The sequence below is a fragment of the Chryseobacterium sp. FW101-FHT12H09 genome, assembly GCF_058790395.1.
Map to the genome: position 1 here is coordinate 346,485 of NZ_JBYTCP010000004.1, position 22,530 is coordinate 369,014.

The window sequence follows — 22,530 nt, forward strand, 5'->3', positions numbered from 1 at the left end:
TATCAATTATATTAATTGGAAGGTTGTCTTATAGCAAGGACAACCTTTTTTATGATAGCTTCAAGAGTTTCAGCCACCAATACTAAAGTTATAAAATTTCTACTACGTACGAGATGGCTTACCCATAATTATTAGCTTACAAAAGACTTAATGTTTTCAATAAAACTAATATCTGGATCTAAAATTTCAAGGATAAGGCTTCGAACAGACTGCATTGCTTCATCAATACTTCCTTTTTCAAACTGAAGAGAAACAACACCTTTTTTAGCTTCTGCAAAACTCCAGATTCCAGTTTCCACGGGAAGCCCCCAGAATTCCGGAAGACTTTGAATAACGTATTGATAGATACAAAGCTGAAGTGCCTGTTTCCTATCACTATTATGGAAATATCCATCTACATTATCAGCGTCTATTTTTACAACAAGATTCTTTATTTTTGCCGTTTTGTAATCAATGATTCTTACTGTACCATTCAGACGGTCTATGCGGTCTATAAAACCAAAAAAAGAGATCCTGTCTTTAGCAGCTTCGTCAAGATAAAAATCAACATTTTCAAACCTCCTTTCAATGGCAATAATCTCCAGTTTATTTCCTCTTTTTACAAGATCAAGATCATGATTTAAAATATTTTCAATTACCTTTTTCGCAATTGCCCGATGAATAAAATTCATCCCTTTCTCATAAAACTCCGGCTGATGTTTTAGCTTTTCAATAGCAACATTAATATAGTAATCTATTGCTTTAATTGAATCCTTTAAATCATTTTCCTTTAAAACTTTACCTTTTAATACTTCATATACTTCTTGAAGTGAATAATGAACAAGATTTCCATAATTTTTCACAGATAATTCCTCTTCAATTTCATCTGCTTCAGACGTATTTAAAATCTTTGATAAGTAAAAATCAATGGGATTATAAAGATAGCTCGTAAGGTGTGAAGCTGAAACTTTTTCTTTCCATTTTTCAAGTCTTTCCAGAACAATATCAGTCTTGAAAATTTCAATAGGTTGTGTTATAATAGGCTCAGAAGAATTCTCGATAATCAGGTGTTCAATAGTATGAGAACTCTCCATTTCTATCTGGGTAATAAATCTACTTTTCTCACCGCTGTTTACGCCTGAACTTAAAGCGTTAAAAAGCAGATGAACATTCTGGGAATCCTGGATCAATCGATAGAAATGGTACGCATAAATACTGTCATTTTCCAGAAAAGTATGTAAATCGAAGAATTTCCTTATATCAAAAGGAATATAGGTATTTTGTGAGTTTCCTAATGGCAGCTTCCCTTCATTTACGGATAACAGCATCACATTTTCAAAGTTTAAAAGCCTGGTTTCCAAAAGTCCCATAATTTGCAATCCCTTCAATGGCTCACCCTGAAAGTCAATACTCTCAGAATTAATATGCTGATTGATAAGAATTTCCAGAGTTTCCATCTTGATCTCAAAATCATAGGGAGTAACCTGATTTTTAATAATCTTAAAAGCACTTTCAAAATGCGAGATATTTTCGTACTGAATATCATCTATTTCCAGCCACTTGATCTGCTGACAGAACGCAATAAGCATATCGAGGTAGATGCTTGTAGAGTCAGCTTTTTGAAGCAGATGAAAATAAGACAGATCATTTAAAAGTTCATAAAGCAACTTTTTGGATATATAAACAATATTACGCTCTTCTATTTTAGACTTAAATCGATTGATAACCTCTTGATCTTCAGCTGACTTCGGAAGTTCTTCGAGGATAGGAAATAAATCTCTGTAATAGTAAGAAGATTTATTCTTTTCTAATTGCTTCTGCAGATAAAATAATTGTTTTATGGCATTTGAAAAAGATAAATTCTTCAGAGGAAAACCCATCGTAATATTTAGATTATCAATCCCATGCATTACATCTAAACTTGCAGGAAGCAAATTTTCATCCAATAAAACGAGTGCTGTATTTGAATAGGTTTTATTATCTATTTCATTAAAGATTTCAGGCAATATTTTAGTTTGAGTTACATTCCCGGAAACCTCGTATACTTTTATATTTTTTGGTTGATTGAAATCATCTTCAATCCACTGGAAGGCGCGACTATCATTAAACTCCTTCCATAATTTATGATTTCTGAGAAATTTTCCCGCCTCTTGCCTTTCATCATCAAAATAATAATGATCAGCCTGAAAAAAACACTGTCCTTTATTCCACTGCAGCAAGCCTCTAACTAATTTTTCTTCTACGGGTGTAAAGGCATTGAATCCACAAAAAACAAACTGCTCAGAGGTAGCTTTAGCGAAATCAATTATTTTTGCTTTAGCCGTTTCATGAATCATTCCTGAGGTAGCCCAATTTTTTTCCTGTAATTTCTTTTTTAATACCGGAAGGAAAATATTCATATTTCTCCAGAAGTTCAGAAATTTCTTTCTTGGAACATCATCATCTTCACCTAAATTCTGGGCCCAGTCTTTAATCCTCTCTTCATCAAACATGTATTGCAAAACGATTTCATCGCTTTCAGAAAACTTTAAAATATCATCCCAATCTTTTTGTAAAGTAGGAAACCATTTCAGGAAATCCGAAAAACTATCGTTGGGAATCAGATTAAGGCTTTTGTATACATCAAATGCAAATAACCATAGAGAGATCCCCTGAATTGGCTGTTTATCAGCTATTTTATCAATAAGTTCTTCAATGGTAAAAAAGTTAGGCAGAAACCCTGAATAATTATTTTCTTCAAGAATTTGTCTGATGAAAACAATAGGCCGTTTACCGGGAATAACAATATTAAATACCGATAAATCTGTATTTTGAGCTAAGAGTTCGTGAATAATTTTATTGAGAAATTTCAAGACTTTTTATAGCTATTTAGGTTTTCTAATGCTTCAGATATAATGGTATTATATTGAGCCTGTTTTTCTTTATCCATCCCATTTTGTGTATCTCTGTCATAAGCCATCTGGAAGTCTCTATATTCATTTAAAATCCGGGAATAAATAGCTTTAAATTTTTTATCGAAATCACTGGAAGTTTTAATATTTTCCAATACTTCTTTTCGAAGCTTTCTGGCATAAATTTCAGCAATATCAAAGTGCTTTTGCTCATGGAGCAGCACATAGTCACTAATCCTCTTTACATCCTTCCATGACTTATCCTTATTAAAAATAGTCAAAATTTCAATTTTCACTGGGGATGAAGGATTAGAGGATGTTATAACAGAATATTCCCATCCACAATGGGTATAGGCTACTACATCTTTATTATTTTTCCTGTTTACAGAACTTTTAAAATCATTCCATGTTAGTTTTTGGTCTTCTTTCCATATTATTTTCTGACTAAATAACTGAATGGAGACCAAAAGACAAATGACGCTCCATCTCATTATTCTACTACAATTGTTTTTGTAATCCAACTATTGGTACCTGTCCAGAATTTAAAAGTATATGTTCCCGTCTGCTGTGGATTAAAATTAATCTGATTCATGCCTTGATGTGTAGACTGTGCACAAGCGGCATCAGTACGAAATTTATATGCAGTCACAGTTCTGGTTAAATTATCGTTATGTATGTAGTCGTAGCCATAAAAACCTTCACATTGCGAAAGGTAGGAAGAATAGGTTTTAATATGCTGAATATCAAAAACATTCATAGTATCATTAGTAATTCTTACACTATCTATTTTTACTTTATCAACAGATTGTATTGTTTCATAATCATCATCATTACAAGAAGTAAGTACTACTCCTAATATTATTGCAGAAAACCCAATATTTAAAAGTCTTTTCATAACACAATAGAATTTCGATTATTAACAAATAATTAGCAAAAACTATTCCTTAATTAAGATAAATTAAGAATTAAAATTACCTTTTGATACATAAACCACTTTTTTAGTATCAAAAAACTCTCCTTCGAAATAATTTTTAAGATTAAAGATTTCAGATTTAATGCCACCCAGCTCTTCAGCCAGATCTCCACCTTTTAAGTATAAAACTCCATTATGTTTGGCATTAAACTGCTCTTTTTCAAATTTCCCTTTTAACCATTTTAAAAATTCCGGCATTTGTGTTACTGCTCTACTCACCACAAAATGGAATTTTTCTTTAAGCTTCTCAGCTCTTCCATGAATGGCAGTTACGTTTTTCAATCCCACCCCTTCTGCAACAGCATTCACAACACTTATCTTTTTTCCTATAGAATCAATTAAAGTAAATTGTGATTCCGGAAATAAAATAGCTAAAGGAATTCCTGGAAAACCACCACCTGTTCCAATATCTAAAACTCTGGTTCCTGGTGTAAATTCCATTACTTTAGCAATTCCCAATGAGTGTAGAATATGCTTTTCGTACAAAGATTCCATATCTTTTCTGGAAATTACATTAATCTTTTCATTCCATTCTGTATAGAGATTTTCTAACTGAGTGAACTGTTGTATCTGATTTTCTGTAAGATCGGGAAAGTATTTTAATAGTAACGATATAGACATAAGAATTATTATAATTTGCAAAAATAAGTTTATTTAACATTGTATTCAAATTAAGTCGCTCAAATCAGGGTTTTAATTTAAACAATCACAACTCTGATCATCTGGCAATAACTGGAATAACAGGGATACTTAAATTTCCAGTTTGGTTAACTGCCTGTACTGCAAAAATATAATTATCCTTTGACAATGTAACTTTAATAGAAAGATCCTTGGTAAATATTTTTTTCTGCCACGCCGGACTATCCGTTTCTCTTACAAGCACATAATATCCAATTGGGAGCCCAGATTTTGGCTTTTTCCAATGCAATGTGGTAGAATTTGTAAGCGCTTTAACCTCTATTTCCACATTCTCGGGCTTTGCCGTAGATTTAGCAAGACTGGCCAACACCGCAATATTTGCAGCTACATTCTTTTTCAGGTAGTTATAATCAATAAATTCAGGAAGGTCACCATATTGTTTTCCATTTTCCATTCTTACATCCTGATGCTGATGGTCATAGTTCTCATAATATTCAGTCAGCCTTACGGAAGGAAATCCATAATTAACAAAACTTGAATGATCTCCGCCACGCAAAAATCTATCATTTCTATAGATCAATTTAACCTCAAGTTTCTTTACATATTTTTCTGCAGTTTCTTTAATGTATCTGGCTAATTGCCTGGATTCACCGTCATTTTCCAACCCTAAGTTTCTTATTCCCATTGCCTTTTTATCTAAATCTAAATAAGGCAGACCTTCACTAAACACACGCAAGGTGTTATTATTGATCTCATTAGTCTCTCCAGCCTTAGCATTTCCTATCATGTCATTATTTAATACAGCCTCGATCTGCATGTTTTCATTCTTAGCTTTTTCTGCTAATAGTTTAGACCCGAGTAAAGACTGCTCTTCTCCGGAAAAAGCAACAAAAATAACAGATGCCGGAAATTTGGATCTGCTCAAAATCCTTGCGGCTTCTATTACCGCACTTACTCCACTGCCATCATCATTTGCCCCGGGAGCAAATGATGTTCTATTCATGACATCCGTAACCCGTGAATCCAGATGTCCTGAAATCAAAAAGATTCTTTTATCATTAGAATCTGTTCCTTTTAAATAAGCAATAGGATTACCAAGATTCGTTATTTGATCTACCCGTTTTCCGTCTGGCTGAATGTCCTGCTGTTGTAAATACACATCCATTCTTCCTTCAGAATTTTTCGCATAGTCTGTGAATTTACCAAGAACCCAATTCCTCGCTGCTCCTATTCCTTTATTCTGATCATCAATGGCGCTTAGCGTATGTCTCGTATTAAAACCGACAAGTTTGTTGATATAACTTTTTAAAGAATCCGAGCTCACCTCAGAAACGTATTTTTTTATTTCACTATCTTTTGAACTAACCTGTGAAAAAATAACAGATGGAGCCAACATTAAAAAAAGAAAATATTTCATAATCAAAAATCTTTTAAGCCGATCAATCCAAATATACTAAATCTCTTTTTTGAATGCAGTTTTTTATTTCACACCTCAGTCACATTAAGTTTTTATTATATATTTGTTACAATAGAAAAAGACTACATGGACAAACTTTCAGATAGAGTAAAAAGATTAGGTTACTCCCAAACTTTCGTAATGTCTAATAAGGCCAGAGAAATGAAAGCCAACGGAATAGACGTTATCAGTTTAACTCTCGGCGAACCGGATTTTGATGTTCCCGACAACATAAAACAAGCGGCATTCGACGCTATTAATCAAAATTTCAGTCACTACTCTCCCGTTCCCGGCTTTTTGGAACTTCGTGAAGCGATTGCTTACAAGTTAAAGAGAGATAACAATATAGAATACAAGCCTACCCAAATTTGTGTTTCCAATGGTGCAAAACAAGCCATTTTAAATGTTTTGGCAGCTATTATCAATGATGGAGATGAAGTTATTCTTCCAACGCCATACTGGGTAAGCTATGATGAAATGGTAAAAATGATGGGTGGAAATTCTGTGATGGTATCCACTTCGTATGTCACTGATTTTAAAATCACTGCCGAACAATTAGAAGAGGCCATTACTGATAAAACCAAGGCTATCCTATTCAGCTCACCTTGTAATCCTTCTGGAGGTTATTACACTTATGACGAACTGAAATCTTTAGCGCAGGTTATTGCAAAATATCCACAGGTTACAGTAATTTCTGATGAGATCTATGAGTTCATCAATTATGAAACTAAAACAGCATCTATTGCTCAGTTTCCTGAGATATATGAACAAACTGCCGTGATCAATGGTATGTCAAAAGCTTTTGCAATGACAGGCTGGAGAATCGGATATTCTGCATGCCCGGAATGGCTTGCAAAAGCTTGTGAAAAAGTTCAGGGACAGATGACCAGTGGAGCTAATACAATGGCACAAAGAGCCTCTATAACAGCATTAAAAACCGACCCTTCAGAATACAGATACATGATCGATGCTTTCAAAAAAAGAAGGGATCTTGTGTATGGTCTAATTACTGAAATTCCGGGATTCAAAGTTCTTTTACCAAAAGCAGCGTTTTATTTCTTTCCTGATATCTCCCATTATATTGGTAAAACCTTAGATGGAAATGAAATCAAAGATGCCGATGATTTTGCGATGTTCATTTTAGAAAATGCCCATGTAGGTTGTGTAGGTGGTGTTTCATTCGGAAGTCCGGAATGCATCAGATTCTCGTATGCTGCATCAGAAGATGATTTAAGGGAAGCGATGAGAAGGATTAAAGAGTTATTACAGAAATTTAACTAATAAACACCATAAAATGAATTTTTTCAAAAGAATTACCATTGCATCCAGTATTGCTGCTGCAAGTTTTAGTGGTTATGCTTTCGGACAGGATTTCCAATGGAAGGAAGCTACATCCAAAGGTTACACCTATCGGTATGTGACCAACGATCCTACTTCAGCAAGATATTATACATTAAAAAACGGGTTAACAGTTATTTTAAGCCCTACCACTAAAGATCCGAGAATCCAGGCTTATATTGCTACCAAAGCAGGAAGTAAAACAGACCCGGCGGATCATACAGGTCTTGCTCATTATCTGGAACATATGCTTTTCAAAGGAACTGACAGGTTTGGTTCTAAAGACTGGGCAAAAGAAAAACCTTTATTAGATCAAATTGATGCTCTTTATGAAAAATACAATCAGACTAATGATGAATCCAAGAGAAAGGAAATCTACAAAGAAATAGATAAAGTTTCCGGAGAAGCAGCAAAATATGCCATTGCCAATGAGTATGATAAATTGATGTCCGGAATGGGAGCTGACGGAACCAATGCCTTTACTTCTTTTGAACAAACAGTGTATACTGAAGACATTCCAGCGAATGTTACAGATAAATTCTTAGCCGTTCAGGCTGAAAGATTCAGACAACCGGTTTTAAGACTTTTCCATACTGAGCTTGAAGCTGTTTATGAGGAAAAAAACAGAGGACTGGACAGTGATTCAAGAAAAGTTTCTGAAGCAATGTTTGCTGCTATTTTCCCTAATAACAATTATGGAAAACAAACAACAATAGGAACTGTTGAGCATTTAAAAAATCCATCTTTAAAAGCGATCAGAGAGTATTTCGATAATTACTATGTACCTAACAATATGGGAATCATCATGTCCGGAGACTTTAATCCCGACGAAATGATTACAAAAATTGATAAGGACTTCTCTTATATGAAGTCTAAAGCAATCCCAGTATATAATATTGGTCAGGAAAAACCAATTACAGCGCCTATTACGAAAGAGGTTTTTGGACCGAATCCTGAAAACATAACAATAGGTTTCAGATTTCCGGGTGCTACTACAAAAGATGCCAGACTTCTTAATCTAATAGGAAGTATGCTAACAAACGGACAGGCAGGTCTTATCGATCTGGATCTGATAAAAAAACAAAAACTGTTGGGAGCATATGCTTTTCCATATGTTTTAAAAGATTATTCTGTTCTTTTCTTACAGGGAAACCCTACGGAAGGGCAATCTTTGGATCAGGTTAAAGCTTTATTACTTCAGGAAATTGATAAACTAAGAAAAGGAGAATTCTCTGATGATCTTATTCAGTCCATTGTAAATAACGAAAGAAAAAATATCATTCAGAATAACGAAAAATATTCTTCCAGAGCGAGTACATTAATGGATGAATTCACTTCTGATATTGATCATAAGGCAGCTTTGGAATATGTGGAGGAAATATCCAAGCTTACGAAAAAAGATATTATGGATTTCACTTCAAAATATCTACAGGACAACAATTATGTTGCTGTTTATAAAAGAAAAGGAGAAGATAAAAATATTGTAAAAGTTGATAAACCTACAATTACTCCGGTATCTGTAAACAGAGATGATCAATCTGATTTTGTAAAAAAAATCAACGAGATGCCTGAAGCGGCTATCTCTCCGGTTTGGCTGAATTTCGACAAAGATATTGCCAAGAATAAATTAGGAGGTGTCGATGTTCTTTCGGTAAAAAATACTGATAATGAGCTGTTCAGACTTTATTATTATTTTGATTCCGGAAAATGGAATAACAAGATGCTTCCTTTAGCTGCGGAATATCTGCAGTATTTAGGAACAAAAAATAAATCTTCTGAGGCAATCAGTAAAGAATTTTACAAATTAGCATCAAGTTTCAGTGTTGGTGCCGGTAATGAAGAAACATACGTTACATTAGAAGGTTTAAATGAAAACTTTGACAAAACAGCTGCGTTGTTTGAGGATTTAATTAAAAACTGTGAGGCCGATCAAAGTGCTTTAGATTCTTATAAAGCAAGATTGAAAAAGTCAAGAGCGAATGCTAAACAAAATAAGGGAACTATTATGTCCGGCTTAAGAAGTTACGCACAGTATGGAGCTCAAAACCCTTTCAACAATGTACTAAGTGATGCAGAGCTTGACGCTTTAAAGGCTGAAGATCTTATCAAAATACTTCATGACCTGTTTAATTACAAGCATAAAGTGCTTTATTACGGTCCAAAATCAGGAAGTGAGGCAGTTACATCTCTGAACCCGATCCACAAACTTCCTGCTACTTTAAAAGAGATGCCGAAGTCTAAAACATTTGCACAGATTGCAACAGATAAGAACAAAGTATTGTTTGCTCATTACGATATGGTTCAGGCTGAAGTTTTCTGGGTAAGAAATGGAGAAGCCTACAATTCAGCAATTACACCTACCGTAAGCTTATTCAATAACTACTTTGGTGGTGGAATGGGTTCTATTGTATTTCAAACAATCAGAGAATCTAAAGCTTTAGCATATTCTACTTATAGCTATTTCTCTCTTCCAAGCAAAAAAGAAGATAAAGATATTATAACAGCTTATGTAGGAACACAGGCAGATAAATTCAATGAATCTACTACTGCAATGAATGAACTTCTTACTACTCTGCCACAGTCTCAGCAATTATTTGAAACTGCTAAAAGTGGATTGAAGAAATCTATTGCTTCTGAAAGAATCACTCAGGACGGGATCATCTTCACCTATTTAAGAGCTCAAAAGCTTGGTAATATGAGTGATATAAGAAGGAATGTATATGAACAGGCTCCAAAATTAGCATTTACCGACATCAACAGTTTTCACGATAAGGAAATGAAAGGTAAAAACTATACCTATTGTCTGGTCGCTTCTCAAGACAAAGTAAATGAAGCCGATATGCAAAAGTTAGGCGAGGTGAAAAAACTCAACTTAACTGAAATATTCGGTTACTAAAAATAAGAAAAAAGCCCTGAATTCAGGGCTTTTTCTTTCTATCGAAATGAAAACAATTATAGATTTTATTTATCGAAATACGTTTGTTTGATAGATAAATCATTCATATATTTGCAACAGAAAATTAAATATAAAAACAGAAAATTATGTCTTTAGTAGGAAAAAAATTCCCGAATCTAACAATCGATGCAATGTCTGAAATGGGTGATGATTTAAGAATCAACATTTTAGAACAAACAACTAAAAATCAAGAGAAAGTTATCTTATTCTGGTATCCAAAAGATTTCACTTTTGTTTGCCCTACAGAGCTTCACGCTTTTCAAGATGCTTTAGGTGAATTCGAAAAAAGAAACACTAAAGTAATCGGAGCTTCATGTGATACTAACGAAGTACATTTTGCATGGTTAAATACTGCAAAAGATAATGGAGGTATTGAAGGAGTAACTTACCCACTTTTAGCTGATACTCACAGACAATTAGCAAATATCTTAGGAATTGTAGATCAGGATTTCGATTATGATGATGAAGGAAATGAAAGCTTTACAGGATCTAACGTAACTTACAGAGCAACATATCTTATCGATGAAACAGGAAAGATTTTCCATGAGTCTGTAAACGATATGCCTCTTGGAAGAAACGTAAAAGAATATTTAAGATTAATTGATGCTTATACTCACGTTCAGAAGCATGGAGAAGTTTGTCCGGCAAACTGGGAAGAAGGTAAAGAAGCTATGAAAGCTGACAGAAATTCAACCGCTGAATATTTAGCTAAAAACTAAAAATAACAATGGGGTTTGAATTTTTCAGACCCTATTTTTTTTAATTAAAAATCACAACAATTATGTATACAGAATTAACAGAAGATACGTTACAAAATATCGTTAATGACAATGAAAAAGTAGTCGTTCAATATGGCGCTACATGGTGTGGGAACTGTAGAATTATGAAACCTAAATTCAAAAAATTAGCTTCTGAAAATGACGCGATTCCATTCTTATATGTAGATGCAGAAAAATTACCAGAAAGTAGAAAATTAGCTAAAGTTGATAACTTACCTACTTTTGCCATTTTCAAAAATGGAGAATTGGTGAATCAGGTTCAATCTAATCAGGCTGAAAGTTTAATTAACCTTTTTAATGAATTAGCATAATGAAGTTACCTGTAATCAGACAATTTTATCAAAATCAGACCCCTGAAAACCTTGAAAAAACATTAGAAGTTTTAGAAAGCTTCAGTGAATTCAGAGGAACAAGTGAAGAGGACTTAAATGTTGCCGGAGAATTAATCACCAACATCTGTGGGGCTTTAGAAGTTCATGCTAATGTTCAAAACGGAATGAGCGAAAAAGATGCTTTAAACTCTTTTGCACAAAAGGTTTTAGGATCTATAGATAAATAATATTGAATCGTAAGATTCAAAACTCAAAGTAAAGATTTAAAATCTGAGACTTAAATAATAAAAAAATCCCGATGATCTTACATCAGGATTTTTTTGTTTTTTAGAAATTATTTTATCAATCCCGCTGCTTAACAATAAAAACGGTACCGGCAGGATCTGTGATCCAATGCATATTATCAGGAATTTTTTCAAATTCATCACAGGTCTCTACTTTGTTATCTTTAAGATGAGATATTGCAGCAGCTACATCAGGTACGTTCAGTTCTAACCATGTTTCAGAATGGGTATAATTATCAACACAATCCAACCAGACCGTATTACCACCAAACTTCACTTCATGAGTTCTTGATACTGTTGGATTACTGATCGGCTTTTCTTCTACTTCCAGCTTTAGAATATCCTTATAAAAAGATACCGTCTGTTCGTATTTATTTTTAGGGATCTTTATGGCAATATTAAGTCCGCCTTCAAATTTTGCTTCCATAATTAAGTTTTTGTTTTTAAAGTGTTTTCCAAATTACACAAATTGAACAGAAATTAAAAATCCCGATGAAATTTCACCGGGATTATATTTATCATTACTTGTTTAGTATCTTGATTAGCTTCTTCTGCTCATCAGGATGCTTAAGATATACCAGAATAAAAGCATGATCGAAGCAAAAAGCTGAAGAGCTGCTCCCACATACTGATCTGTACCATAAGAATCTTTAAGTTTGCTTGTTTGATATAAAATGGTGGCAGAAGCCAGAATTACCATTCCAACAGAGAACCAAAGTCCAAGGTTAAATCCAAAGATCATTCCCGCTACAATAAGACCTATTGAAACAAATCCACCAATTACGATGACATTTCTCAGGAATGAAAAATCTCTTTTAGAAGTAAATGCAACAGCTGATATCCCGGCAAACATAGCAACAGTTAAAGTAGCGGCCTGAAAGATAACATTGGGCCCGGAATATACCATCGCAATATAAATCAGTGGCAGGAAAATAACAGCTTCCAACAATACATAAAATCCAAGTCCTAAGTATTGAGTTGATTTGCTTTGTGATAATGACCATTTGGAAGCTAAAATAGAGGCAATCCAGAAAACCCCGATGATCAGTAACCATGCGTATTTCTGAGCAAACATCATATAGATTAACTCAGCAGGAACGGTTTTCAATAAAATAGTTTCAACCCCGATAAATGCAAGGATCGAAAGTGCAACGTGTAAGTACGTTTTCTTGTAAAAATCAGCTTTTTCTACGTCCGTAGATTGAGCTACTAAAATATCTTTAGTCATAGTTTATATTTTCTTTAAATATAACGAAATTATTTATTTTTCTCTTCCGGTTTTACTCCAATAATCTTGCCATCGTCCTCAAATAAAACGTTAACGAGATCTTTTGGTAGAGAGGATTTGTCATCCGAATATTTATATTGGATCATAGGATAACTAACCCCATCCATTAGTGTTTGATGATCTGATTTAAAAACTTCCATTTTTCTATCCAATTGAATACCATTCGATAATTTTTCCAGAACTTTATCCGTAACCAGAGTTTTTACCTTTTCAGAAATTAGATCATCAATTGCCTTACGATCAGTAGGAGTCTTTAAAGCCTTTATAAATGCAAAGTACTTTTCACTGTATAGGGCGATCTTCTCTTTACTTACTTCTACAGATGCTTCCTTTTTATCATTGTTCTCAACCTTTACATCCACAACTTTCTGAGAAAAGAAAAATTGAGCTAAAAAAAGTGTTACTGCTAAAAATATTTTTTTCATATAATGAGATTTGGTTCTATAAAGTTAGACTATTTCTAGAAACTTCATAGTATCCACATTATCCGCATAAGTATCTAAGCCCGGATTTTGTGCTTCCCCAAAATGAATAGAATCAAATCCCAATTCATCCTTAGCTACAATACACTGAATGTCTTCTTCATTTTCTGTAATAAAATTTTTCACGTCATCTAAAGAAGAATATCTGCTAAAATTAATAACCGAAAGTGGACTGAATAATTTATCATCCTCTTTTAACATGACAAAATTATTATCCCAAAACAGATCTCTGTTCAAAAGATAAACCGCTTTGTTATAGTCGTAATTATTGGCATATTTATGATGGTTGATAATATCCTGGTATTCTAAAAAGCTCTCAAACAGCCTGTCAATTAAAAAATCTTCAGGAATAAAAATCCGGGTTACATTTCTACAGCCTAATCCAAAATATTGGAAAATATCTTTTGCTAAAAGTTGTAATTCGGCTTCTGTCTCGTCACCTTTTAAAACAGCAACGGAAGTCCTGTTTTTACGAATGATATTCAAATGATTTTTAAAATAATATTCAAGATACCTTGCTGTGTTGTTACTTCCTGTAGCAATAACGGCGTCGAAGTTTTCCAGTCTCTCAACAAACTCATACTCCACTTGGTCATTTGAAAACTCTTTCCATTTCTTTAATAAAAAAGGAACCGTGTATTTATCTTTTGAAGATAGTTTGATCACCGGAATGTGATTGCTTAAAACTACAGAAATCACATCATGCCATCCAACTAACGGAATATTTCCAGCTAAGATTAACCCTACTCTTTTTGGAGTTTTGGAAGCAGAATAATCTTTAAGCCAATTCTTTATATTCTCTTCCCTCAGTAAATCTGCCCATTGTTTGAAAGCAAATTTCTGATTATCAATAGTAAACCATGGGTTCTCTATTTCAGACTTCTTTAATAATAATTCAAATTCAGAATCATCTTCATTAAATTCTTCCGTACTTTTTGCTAAATACGCTCTTATATAATCACTTAGTTTAATAAGTCCTAAAACTTGATTTTCGATATTCATAATTACTGTAAAATTGGGGAATATTTTGTAATTTTGTGCAAATTTAAAAAAAATTAGCGATGGCTATTAAAATAACTGATGAATGCATTAATTGTGGAGCCTGCGAACCAGAGTGCCCAAATACTGCAATATATGAAGGAGCCGTAGATTGGAAAGCTTCCGAAGGTACTGAATTAAAAGGTACTATAACATTGCCATCAGGACTAACAGTGGATGCAGATTCACCTCAGGAACCTGTAAGTGATGATGTTTATTTTATTGTTACTGATAAATGTACAGAGTGTAAAGGATTCCATGAAGAACCACAATGTGCCGCAGTTTGTCCTGTAGATTGCTGTGTCCCAGATGAGGATCATGTAGAGTCTGAAGAAGCTTTACTTAATAAAAAAGCGTTCTTACACGGTGAATAAAAAATGCCGTCTCATCAATTATGGGACGGTTTTTTTAATTATAAATTGAAAGATCTATTAAAAATATTAAAAGTGAAACCACAGGTTTTCAAAAGCCTGTAACAACCAAAAAAATAAAAATATGAGCAAAAAGCACAATTTCAGCGCAGGACCATGTATCTTACCAGAAGAGGTATTTCAAAAATCAGCAGAGGCTATTCTTGATTTCAATGGTATCGGATTATCGATCCTTGAAATTTCTCACAGAAGCAAAGATTTTGTTGCTGTAATGGATGAAGCGCGTGCCATTGTAAAAAGACTGATGAACCTTGGTGATGATTATGAAGTATTATATTTAGGCGGTGGTGCTAGCTTACAGTTTGCAATGGTTCCTTACAACCTGATGAAAGTGGGCGGAAAAGCTGCTTATCTGGATACCGGAACTTGGGCTGCAGGAGCTATTAAAGAAGCGAAAAAAGTTGGAACTGTAGATGTTTTAGGTTCTTCAAAAGAAGAGAATTATTCTTTCATTCCAAAAGATTATACCGTTTCTTCAGATTATGATTATTTCCATTGCACATCAAATAATACCATTTATGGAACTCAAATGAAGTCATTTCCAGAAGTAGATACTTTAATGGTTTGTGATATGAGTTCTGATATTTTCTCAAGACAGCTTGATTTCAGTAAATTTGATTTGATTTATGCTGGAGCTCAGAAGAATATGGGACCTGCAGGAGTAACATTGGTTGTTGTAAAAAAAGATATTCTTGGAAAAACGGGAAGAGAAAATATGCCTTCTTATTTTGATTATGAACAGCATATCAATAAAGAATCAATGTATAATACACCACCGGTTTTCCCTGTTTATGCTTCTTTATTAACGCTTCAATATCTTGAAAGAAATGGTGGAATTGCAGCTGCAGAGCAAAGAAATGAGGCAAAAGCCAAACTTCTTTATGACGAAATAGACAACAATCCCCTATTTGAAACGTTCTGTGTAAAAGAAGATCGCTCTCTAATGAACGTTTCTTTCAAATTATTAGACGAAACAAAAAAAGAAGCTTTTGACAATGCATGGAAAGCAGCAGGAATTAATGGATTAAACGGACACAGAAGTTTAGGAGGTTACAGAGCCAGTTTATACAACGCACTCCCTATCGAAAGCGTTCAGGTTTTGGTTGATGTAATGAAATCTATCAAGTAATTCAAACATTAAAGAATTAAAAGATTGTAGTGCTAATAATAATTTTATTAATTTGCAAACCAATTTTAAATATTTAAATTCTTCAATCTTTAAATTTTTTAAATAAAAAGAAAGTATGAAAGTCTTAGCTAACGATGGAATTTCCAAAGCGGGAGAATTAGCTTTAAAAGAAGCAGGAATTGAGATTCTGAATAACCGTGTTGCACAGGATCACGTCATTAATTTCATTAACGAAAATAATGTTGATGTTCTTTTGGTTAGAAGTGCCACTAAAGTAAGACAAGATCTTATTGATGCCTGTCCTGGTCTTCAGATCATAGGAAGAGGTGGCATCGGAATGGATAATATTGATGTTGATTATGCTAAAAGCAAGGGCATCCAGGTAATCAATACACCAACAGCATCTTCAAAATCTGTTGCCGAATTGGTATTTGCTCACTTCTTTTCTTTAGCCCGATTCTTACACGAATCCAATAGACTGATGCCTTTGGAAGGAGAAACTCATTTCGATGCGATGAAAAAATCGTTCAGTAATGCGTATGAACTTTCAGGAAAAACATTGGGAGTAATTGGTTTCGGAAGTATAGGTCTGGAAGTTGTGAAGATGGGAATAGCATTAGGAATGAAGGTGAAAGTTTTAACACGAAAGCCCAAGACTAAAACTCTTTCTTTATCTTTTTTTGACGGACAGACGGTAAACTTTGATATTGAATCAACCAATGATGCAGATACTTTCTACAAAGACACTGATTTCATTAGTATTAATACACCTAAAACAAATGAATATATCATAGACACCACACAATTTGAAAAGATGAAAGATGGTGTTTATATTGTAAATACTGCAAGAGGCGGTGTAATTAATGAAGTTTCACTACTCGATTTTATCGAATCCGGTAAGGTAGCAGGCGCAGCATTGGACGTTTTTGAAAACGAACCGAGCCCTGAACTGACTTTATTGATGAACCCATCATTATCTCTTTCTCCCCATATTGGTGGAAATACAGTAGATGCTCAGGAAAAAATCGGAGTTGAACTTGCAGAACAAATTATCAAGCTACAAAAAGAAACTATAAAATAAATATGCCTGTTTTTAAACCATTTCGCGGAATTAGACCTCATAAAGACTTTGAGCAGACTTTTCCAACACATCCATTAGACAATTTCACTCAAGAGGAAATTGCCGAAAAAGCTCAGGTTGAGAACACTTACATTAATATGATAAAACCTTATGTTGTAAGTAAATCTAAAGATATTGACCGGAATTTAAGAAAGATCCGTTCTACTTTTGAAGAACTTATGGACGAGAAAAAACTTGTCCAGGACAGTTCAGCATACTATCTTTATGAGCAGATCTATCCCAGCAAACAGGTTTTCAGAGGATTGCTTGGTCTAACCAGTCTTGAAGATTTCTGGAATGGGAAGATTAAAAGACATGAAAGTACCATTCCTCAGAAAAAAGAAAAACTGGCCCATTATCTTGAAAAAGTAAACCTACAGGCTGAACCTGTACTCCTTACCTATCCATCAAATTCGAAAGTTGAGCTATTGATGAATCACGAGGAGAAAAATGTACCTATTTTCAATCATGTCGATTCTAAAGGAATCAGACATAAAATCTGGAGAATTGATAACCGTCTAAAACTACAGCAGTTTAAGGAAGTGATCGAACAGATCGATTCTTTCTACATTGCTGATGGTCACCACAGAATTGGCTCTACTGCATTGAATGCCAAGCATCATAAGGATAAAAATAAAAGACATAACGGTACTGAAGCATACAATTTTGTATTTAGTTTTATCGTTTCCAATCAGTCTATTAAAATTCATGATTACAATAGAATTGTAGCTGATATTAATGGTTTATCGACTGCCGACTTCTTAAAGCAGCTTGAACATTATTTTCTAATTCATGAAAAGGAAGAAACGGCTTACTATCCTTCGCAAAAATTCCACATGTCGATGTATCTGGATGGTAAATTCTACTCTTTACACGTAAAGCATGATCTTCGTTCTCAGGAGATGTCATTAGACAATCTTGATCACCATCTTTTGGATAAGTATATTTTTAAAGATATTTTGAAAATTGAAGATCCGGACAGTTCAGATAAAATTTCATACGTAAAAGGTACTTCTAATCTTGAAGGAATCAGTCTATTAAAAGAAAAAATCGACAATGGCGAAGGTCGTGTAGGTTTCGGGATCTATCCTGTAAGTTTTAATGATATGATTAAAATTTCAGATCTCAAATTAAGCATGCCTCCGAAATGTACATTTATTGAGCCTAAATTAGTTACAGCACTATTAATGTACGACATGAAACCTTAGATTATTTCTATTTTTTTCCTACTTTTATAGACGGAAAAGAAAAGGTAAATCAAAAAATGAAAAAAATATTCATTATCATACTTCCACTCTTTTTGAGTGGATTTTTATTTTCTCAAAAAAAAACTCAAAAGAAGCCTCAGAAAAAATCGACGACAGCAAAATTCAACTATCATGATGAATTTAAACAGATTTCTGATGAAATTTTAACCAACGGTACCGCATACGAAAATTTAGAAGAACTAACTAAAGGCATTGGCCCTCGTTTTAGTGCCACTTTGGGTTATGCTAAGGCAACGGAATGGGCAGAAAGAAAACTTAAGGAAGCCGGCGCTGAAAACATCTGGAAACAGGACGTCAGAGTCCCTGTTTGGATAAGAGGACGAGAATCTCTACAGATAAAAACAGGTAATGGTGATTGGAAGAATATTAGAATGTTATCTTTTGGAAATTCTGAAGGAACAGGCGGGAAAGACCTTACAGCAGACATTTTATTGGTTAAAGATATTCCCGAGCTTAACACACTGACTTCCGCTCAGGTAAAAGATAAAATTATTTTTGTGAACTCCCCTATAGATCAAAAAATCATCAATACAGTGGATTCCTACTTAATTACAGCAAAATCAAAATTACTATCCGCATCTGTAATTGGCAAAAAAGGAGCAAAAGGTTTAATTATCAGATCACTGACAACCGCTTCTGATGATATTCCACATGCCAAAATGATTTACTATGAACCTGATGACCGAATAAAAATACCTGCCGTAACAATAGGTGCAAAATCAGCTAATGAATTAGAAAAGCTTTTGAAAAAACAGACCGTCAAGGCGAGATTGAATATGTCTGCTGAATCAAAAGGAGATGCTATTAACCATAATATTATTGGGGAAATTCCCGGAAAGAAAGATTCCAAGGTGATTGTTTTGGGAGCACAGCTGGATTCCTGGGATTTCGCAGAGGGTGCTCATGATGATGGATCGGGAGTCGTACAATGTCTTGAGGTATTGAGAGCTATTAAAGCTTTAGATATCAATAATAACCATACGATAAGAGTTGTTCTTTATGCTAACAGTGAAAATGGCGGCCAGGGACGGGAAAGCTATGCAGCTTATGTTAAAAAGAAAGATGAGAAACATATTTTTGCCCTGGGAACTGATTCCGGTGGTTATTCTCCCAGAGGATTTTCATTAGATATGGCCCCTCAAAGGCGAAGGCTGATCTTTGACTGGAAAAGTTATTTCCTTCCTTACGGAGTTTATGATTTTGACCAAACTTACGCAATACAGGACATCTCTCCTTTAAAGAAACTCGATATTCCGTTAGCAGAATTGGTTGTTGATACTCAAAGATACTTTGATTACCACCACTCTTCTGAAGATACTTTTGACAAAGTCAATAAAAGAGAGCTTTTATTGGGTGCCGTAGTGATGACACAAATGATTTTTATGATCGATAAAAATTGGTAATATGAAAAAATTGGTATACAGCTCGCTAATTCTTCTGGGTATCACCATATCTGGACAGTCCAAAGAAGATTCAATACAGTTTAATAAGATTTCTACAGAAATTTTAAATAATGGAAAAGGTTACGAAGAACTCAGAGATCTGACCAAAAACATTGGGAAGCGTTTAAGTGGTTCTGAAGCCTATGAAAAATCAGTACAATGGGCAGCTAAACAGCTTCGTGAAGCAGGAGCTGATAAAGTCTGGCTTCAGGAAGTAATGATCCCGGTCTGGGAAAGAGGAAAAGAATCTTTACAGATCAAAACCAACAATGGGCAATCAAAAACCCTGAAGATGCTTTCTCTTGGAAATTCTGAAGGAACAGGTGGAAAAGATGTCAGTGGAGAAATTATTATGGTAAAATCACTGGAAGAATATGACCGTCTTCCTGCTGAGCAAGTAAAAGGTAAAATTGTCTTCTTTAACCATCCTTTTGATCAGAGTTATGCACAAACTTTCATTGCATATAGGGAAGGGGGAGCTTACAGACGTACCGCAGCTTCTCTAACCGCCAAAAAAGGAGGTAAATATGCCATCATTCGTTCATTATCATCTGCGTTTGATGATGTTCCACATACCGGTGTAATGAAGTATGAAGACAATATAGCTAAAGTTCCTGCAGTCTGTATTGGAAATACTACAGCTGATGATCTCGAAAAACTTTTAAAAACCCAAAAAGTAATTGCAATACTTAATTCCAATTGTGGAATGAGGGGTGAAAAACTCTCCCACTCTGTAATCGGAGAAATTACTGGTAAAAAAGATAAAAGTGTTATTGTTGTGGGTGGACACCTCGACTCCTGGGATGTTGGTGAGGGTGCCCATGATGACGGATCTGGAATTGTTCAAAGTATTGAGGTCTTAAGAACATTTAAAAAATTAGGAATTCAAAATAATCATACCATAAGAGCAGTTTGTTTTGCAAATGAAGAGAATGGGACTAAAGGGGGAAAACAGTACGGAAAAACAGCAAAAGACACTAATGAAAAGCATCTTTTTGCTATAGAATCTGATGCAGGAGGTTTTTCTCCAAGGGGAATTTCTCTGGAAATGAATGAACAAAACAGAAAACAGATCCAAAGTTGGGTTAATCTGTTTTTGCCATATGGAGTTTATAATTTCGATGGAAAATATTCAGGATCGGATATTGCTCCACTTCATGAAATGGGAGTTCCTACTGCTGAATTAGTTCCTGATCCACAACGTTATTTCGATATCCATCACACAGCAGAAGATACTTTTGAAAAAGTAAATAGAAGAGAATTACTTTTAGGTTCTACAGTAATGACACAACTTATTTATATGATCGATAAAAATTGGTAAATATGAAAAAAATAACAAGCACTTTATTACTACTTCTCAGTATGGCTTCATTTGGCCAGGCTAAAGAAGATTCTATACAATTCAATACAATCTCGAAGGAGATTCTTAATAATGGAAAAGGATATATTGAATTAAAAGATTTAACTAAAAATATAGGACATCGTTTAAGCGGTTCACCCGCTTATGAAAAAGCTGTACAATGGGCAGCTAAAGAGCTGCGTGATGCTGGAGCTGATAAAGTATGGCTTCAGGAAGTGATGGTCCCTGTCTGGGAAAGAGGAAAAGAATCATTAAAAATCACAGCAAACAGCGGAAGATGGAAGACCCTGAAAATGCTTTCTCTGGGGAATTCTGAAGGTACTGGCGGAAAAGATATGTCCGGGGAGGTCATTATGGTTAAATCCATGGAAGAATATGACCGTCTTCCACCAGAAAAAGTAAAAGATAAAATTGTATTTTTTAACTACCCCTTCAGCCAGTCTTTTATAGAGACGTTCAGGGGTTATGGGGATGCAGCTAAGTATAGAGTAACCGCAGCAGCTTTAACAGCTAAAAAAGGAGGTAAATTCGCTATCATCCGATCTCTTTCGTCAGCATTTGATGATGTTCCTCATACAGGGGCAATGCGATATGAAGATAATGTAGATAAAATACCAGCTGTTGCGATAGGAAATACAACAGCAGATGAACTGGAACAACTTTTAAAAACCCAAAAAGTCCTGGCCACTTTGAATTCTAACTGTGGCATGAAAGGCGAAAAGCTCTCCCACTCTGTGATCGGAGAGATTACAGGTAAGAAAGATAAAAGTGTTATCGTTGTAGGCGGACACCTGGACTCCTGGGATGTAGGTGAAGGAGCTCATGACGACGGAGCCGGAATTGTTCAAAGTATAGAAGTGTTAAGAACTTTTAAAAAACTGGGTATCCAAAATAACCACACGATCAGAGTTGTCTGTTTTGCTAATGAAGAAAACGGAGTAAAAGGCGGTATACAATATGGAAAGACTGCTAAAGAAAAGAATGAAAAACACCTGTTTGCTATAGAATCCGATGCCGGAGGTTTTTCTCCCAGAGGAATTTCTCTGGAAATGGATGATTCAAAAAGAAAACAGATCCAAAGCTGGGCTAACTTATTTATTCCTTATGGGGTCTACAATTTTGAAGGAAAATATTCTGGAACGGATATTTATCCCCTTCATGATCTGGGTGTTCCTACTGCCGAACTGGTTCCGGATTCTCAAAGATATTTTGATATCCATCATACAAACGAAGATACTTTTGAAAAGGTTAATCGAAGAGAGCTTCTTTTAGGAGCAGTTGCGATGACACAACTTATTTATATGATTGATAAGAATTGGTAAAATATAATAAAACCGCCTGATAG

General features: G+C 34.5%; 21 protein-coding genes. 12 read left to right on the plus strand and 9 right to left on the minus strand.

Annotation, left to right across the window (positions count from 1 at the left end; all coding sequences use genetic code 11):
• Nucleotides 1–131: 131 nt before the first annotated feature.
• The 5 genes from AC3WRL_RS17230 to AC3WRL_RS17250 form a co-directional block, all read right to left on the minus strand.
• On the minus strand, nucleotides 132–2,831 hold the full coding sequence (locus tag AC3WRL_RS17230; protein ID WP_492330832.1) for a PD-(D/E)XK nuclease family protein: 2,700 nt from the start codon (nucleotides 2,829–2,831) through the stop codon (nucleotides 132–134).
• Complete coding sequence (locus tag AC3WRL_RS17235; RefSeq protein WP_214825579.1) at nucleotides 2,828–3,361, minus strand: DUF922 domain-containing protein; 534 nt, start codon at nucleotides 3,359–3,361, stop codon at nucleotides 2,828–2,830. The genes AC3WRL_RS17230 and AC3WRL_RS17235 overlap by 4 nt, the downstream gene beginning before the upstream one ends.
• Nucleotides 3,361–3,765, minus strand: a complete 405-nt coding sequence (locus tag AC3WRL_RS17240; RefSeq protein WP_214825581.1) for a hypothetical protein — start codon at nucleotides 3,763–3,765, stop codon at nucleotides 3,361–3,363. The genes AC3WRL_RS17235 and AC3WRL_RS17240 overlap by 1 nt, the downstream gene beginning before the upstream one ends.
• Nucleotides 3,766–3,828: 63 nt before the next feature.
• Entirely contained in the window at nucleotides 3,829–4,464 is a 636-nt protein-coding gene (gene rsmG / locus AC3WRL_RS17245; RefSeq protein ID WP_214825584.1) for a 16S rRNA (guanine(527)-N(7))-methyltransferase RsmG, read from the minus strand.
• A gap of 97 nt (nucleotides 4,465–4,561) precedes the next feature.
• Nucleotides 4,562–5,899 (minus strand): M28 family metallopeptidase, encoded by a 1,338-nt coding sequence (locus AC3WRL_RS17250; protein ID WP_492330833.1) that lies wholly within the window; start codon nucleotides 5,897–5,899, stop codon nucleotides 4,562–4,564.
• A gap of 126 nt (nucleotides 5,900–6,025) precedes the next feature.
• Here AC3WRL_RS17250 and AC3WRL_RS17255 point away from each other — a divergent pair, with 126 nt between their 5' ends.
• From AC3WRL_RS17255 to AC3WRL_RS17275, 5 genes are all read left to right on the plus strand, one after another.
• The gene (locus AC3WRL_RS17255; protein ID WP_214825588.1) at nucleotides 6,026–7,219 is read left to right on the plus strand and encodes a pyridoxal phosphate-dependent aminotransferase; all 1,194 of its coding nucleotides are present in this window, start codon (nucleotides 6,026–6,028) and stop codon (nucleotides 7,217–7,219) included.
• A 13-nt stretch (nucleotides 7,220–7,232) separates the two neighbouring features.
• Nucleotides 7,233–10,172, plus strand: a complete 2,940-nt coding sequence (locus AC3WRL_RS17260) for a M16 family metallopeptidase (RefSeq protein ID WP_492330834.1) — start codon at nucleotides 7,233–7,235, stop codon at nucleotides 10,170–10,172.
• Nucleotides 10,173–10,318: 146 nt separating this feature from the next.
• Nucleotides 10,319–10,951, plus strand: coding sequence for a peroxiredoxin (locus AC3WRL_RS17265; RefSeq protein WP_214825592.1), 633 nt, complete (start codon nucleotides 10,319–10,321; stop codon nucleotides 10,949–10,951).
• Between the two features lie 62 nt (nucleotides 10,952–11,013).
• A complete protein-coding gene (locus AC3WRL_RS17270) occupies nucleotides 11,014–11,322 on the plus strand; it encodes a thioredoxin family protein (RefSeq protein ID WP_214825593.1) in 309 nt (102 codons plus the stop codon).
• Nucleotides 11,322–11,570, plus strand: a complete 249-nt coding sequence (locus AC3WRL_RS17275) for a DUF6952 family protein (protein WP_027375263.1) — start codon at nucleotides 11,322–11,324, stop codon at nucleotides 11,568–11,570. Before AC3WRL_RS17270 ends, AC3WRL_RS17275 begins: the two co-directional genes overlap by 1 nt.
• A gap of 115 nt (nucleotides 11,571–11,685) precedes the next feature.
• Here AC3WRL_RS17275 and AC3WRL_RS17280 read toward each other — a convergent pair whose 3' ends face one another.
• The 4 genes from AC3WRL_RS17280 to AC3WRL_RS17295 form a co-directional block, all read right to left on the minus strand.
• Nucleotides 11,686–12,054 (minus strand): VOC family protein, encoded by a 369-nt coding sequence (locus AC3WRL_RS17280; protein ID WP_214825596.1) that lies wholly within the window; start codon nucleotides 12,052–12,054, stop codon nucleotides 11,686–11,688.
• 114 nt (nucleotides 12,055–12,168) lie between these two features.
• Nucleotides 12,169–12,855 carry a Bax inhibitor-1/YccA family protein gene (locus AC3WRL_RS17285; protein ID WP_492330835.1) on the minus strand — a complete coding sequence of 229 codons (687 nt, stop codon included), beginning with the start codon at nucleotides 12,853–12,855 and terminating at the stop codon, nucleotides 12,169–12,171.
• Between the two features lie 29 nt (nucleotides 12,856–12,884).
• Nucleotides 12,885–13,340, minus strand: coding sequence for a peptidylprolyl isomerase (locus tag AC3WRL_RS17290; RefSeq protein WP_492330836.1), 456 nt, complete (start codon nucleotides 13,338–13,340; stop codon nucleotides 12,885–12,887).
• A gap of 24 nt (nucleotides 13,341–13,364) precedes the next feature.
• Nucleotides 13,365–14,399 carry an acyl-CoA reductase gene (locus tag AC3WRL_RS17295; protein WP_214825602.1) on the minus strand — a complete coding sequence of 345 codons (1,035 nt, stop codon included), beginning with the start codon at nucleotides 14,397–14,399 and terminating at the stop codon, nucleotides 13,365–13,367.
• 59 nt (nucleotides 14,400–14,458) lie between these two features.
• Here AC3WRL_RS17295 and AC3WRL_RS17300 point away from each other — a divergent pair, with 59 nt between their 5' ends.
• From AC3WRL_RS17300 to AC3WRL_RS17330, 7 genes are all read left to right on the plus strand, one after another.
• A complete protein-coding gene (locus AC3WRL_RS17300) occupies nucleotides 14,459–14,809 on the plus strand; it encodes a 4Fe-4S binding protein (RefSeq protein WP_214825604.1) in 351 nt (116 codons plus the stop codon).
• Nucleotides 14,810–14,930: 121 nt separating this feature from the next.
• Nucleotides 14,931–15,995 (plus strand): 3-phosphoserine/phosphohydroxythreonine transaminase, encoded by a 1,065-nt coding sequence (gene serC / locus AC3WRL_RS17305; protein ID WP_214825606.1) that lies wholly within the window; start codon nucleotides 14,931–14,933, stop codon nucleotides 15,993–15,995.
• Between the two features lie 115 nt (nucleotides 15,996–16,110).
• Complete coding sequence (locus AC3WRL_RS17310; protein ID WP_492330837.1) at nucleotides 16,111–17,076, plus strand: D-2-hydroxyacid dehydrogenase; 966 nt, start codon at nucleotides 16,111–16,113, stop codon at nucleotides 17,074–17,076.
• 2 nt (nucleotides 17,077–17,078) lie between these two features.
• A complete protein-coding gene (locus AC3WRL_RS17315) occupies nucleotides 17,079–18,323 on the plus strand; it encodes a DUF1015 domain-containing protein (RefSeq protein WP_492330838.1) in 1,245 nt (414 codons plus the stop codon).
• Between the two features lie 56 nt (nucleotides 18,324–18,379).
• The gene (locus AC3WRL_RS17320) at nucleotides 18,380–19,786 is read left to right on the plus strand and encodes a M28 family peptidase (protein ID WP_214825612.1); all 1,407 of its coding nucleotides are present in this window, start codon (nucleotides 18,380–18,382) and stop codon (nucleotides 19,784–19,786) included.
• Nucleotide 19,787: 1 nt separating this feature from the next.
• Entirely contained in the window at nucleotides 19,788–21,146 is a 1,359-nt protein-coding gene (locus tag AC3WRL_RS17325; RefSeq protein WP_492330839.1) for a M28 family peptidase, read from the plus strand.
• Between the two features lie 2 nt (nucleotides 21,147–21,148).
• Nucleotides 21,149–22,507: a M20/M25/M40 family metallo-hydrolase gene (locus AC3WRL_RS17330; RefSeq protein WP_214825616.1), complete on the plus strand. Its 1,359-nt coding sequence runs from the start codon at nucleotides 21,149–21,151 to the stop codon at nucleotides 22,505–22,507.
• The last annotated feature ends 23 nt before the right edge of the window (nucleotides 22,508–22,530 follow it).

Bases quoted from the DNA above. Each gene is read 5' to 3' on its own strand.
- AC3WRL_RS17235 (WP_214825579.1), bottom strand. From the start codon at position 3,361: ATGAGATGGAGCGTCATTTGTCTTTTGGTCTCCATTCAGTTATTTAGT.
- AC3WRL_RS17240 (WP_214825581.1), bottom strand. From the start codon at position 3,765: ATGAAAAGACTTTTAAATATTGGGTTTTCTGCAATAATATTAGGAGTA.
- rsmG (WP_214825584.1), bottom strand. From the start codon at position 4,464: ATGTCTATATCGTTACTATTAAAATACTTTCCCGATCTTACAGAAAAT.
- AC3WRL_RS17250 (WP_492330833.1), bottom strand. From the start codon at position 5,899: ATGAAATATTTTCTTTTTTTAATGTTGGCTCCATCTGTTATTTTTTCA.
- AC3WRL_RS17255 (WP_214825588.1), top strand. From the start codon at position 6,026: ATGGACAAACTTTCAGATAGAGTAAAAAGATTAGGTTACTCCCAAACT.
- AC3WRL_RS17260 (WP_492330834.1), top strand. From the start codon at position 7,233: ATGAATTTTTTCAAAAGAATTACCATTGCATCCAGTATTGCTGCTGCA.
- AC3WRL_RS17265 (WP_214825592.1), top strand. From the start codon at position 10,319: ATGTCTTTAGTAGGAAAAAAATTCCCGAATCTAACAATCGATGCAATG.
- AC3WRL_RS17270 (WP_214825593.1), top strand. From the start codon at position 11,014: ATGTATACAGAATTAACAGAAGATACGTTACAAAATATCGTTAATGAC.
- AC3WRL_RS17275 (WP_027375263.1), top strand. From the start codon at position 11,322: ATGAAGTTACCTGTAATCAGACAATTTTATCAAAATCAGACCCCTGAA.
- AC3WRL_RS17280 (WP_214825596.1), bottom strand. From the start codon at position 12,054: ATGGAAGCAAAATTTGAAGGCGGACTTAATATTGCCATAAAGATCCCT.
- AC3WRL_RS17285 (WP_492330835.1), bottom strand. From the start codon at position 12,855: ATGACTAAAGATATTTTAGTAGCTCAATCTACGGACGTAGAAAAAGCT.
- AC3WRL_RS17290 (WP_492330836.1), bottom strand. From the start codon at position 13,340: ATGAAAAAAATATTTTTAGCAGTAACACTTTTTTTAGCTCAATTTTTC.
- AC3WRL_RS17295 (WP_214825602.1), bottom strand. From the start codon at position 14,399: ATGAATATCGAAAATCAAGTTTTAGGACTTATTAAACTAAGTGATTAT.
- AC3WRL_RS17300 (WP_214825604.1), top strand. From the start codon at position 14,459: ATGGCTATTAAAATAACTGATGAATGCATTAATTGTGGAGCCTGCGAA.
- serC (WP_214825606.1), top strand. From the start codon at position 14,931: ATGAGCAAAAAGCACAATTTCAGCGCAGGACCATGTATCTTACCAGAA.
- AC3WRL_RS17310 (WP_492330837.1), top strand. From the start codon at position 16,111: ATGAAAGTCTTAGCTAACGATGGAATTTCCAAAGCGGGAGAATTAGCT.
- AC3WRL_RS17315 (WP_492330838.1), top strand. From the start codon at position 17,079: ATGCCTGTTTTTAAACCATTTCGCGGAATTAGACCTCATAAAGACTTT.
- AC3WRL_RS17320 (WP_214825612.1), top strand. From the start codon at position 18,380: ATGAAAAAAATATTCATTATCATACTTCCACTCTTTTTGAGTGGATTT.
- AC3WRL_RS17325 (WP_492330839.1), top strand. From the start codon at position 19,788: ATGAAAAAATTGGTATACAGCTCGCTAATTCTTCTGGGTATCACCATA.
- AC3WRL_RS17330 (WP_214825616.1), top strand. From the start codon at position 21,149: ATGAAAAAAATAACAAGCACTTTATTACTACTTCTCAGTATGGCTTCA.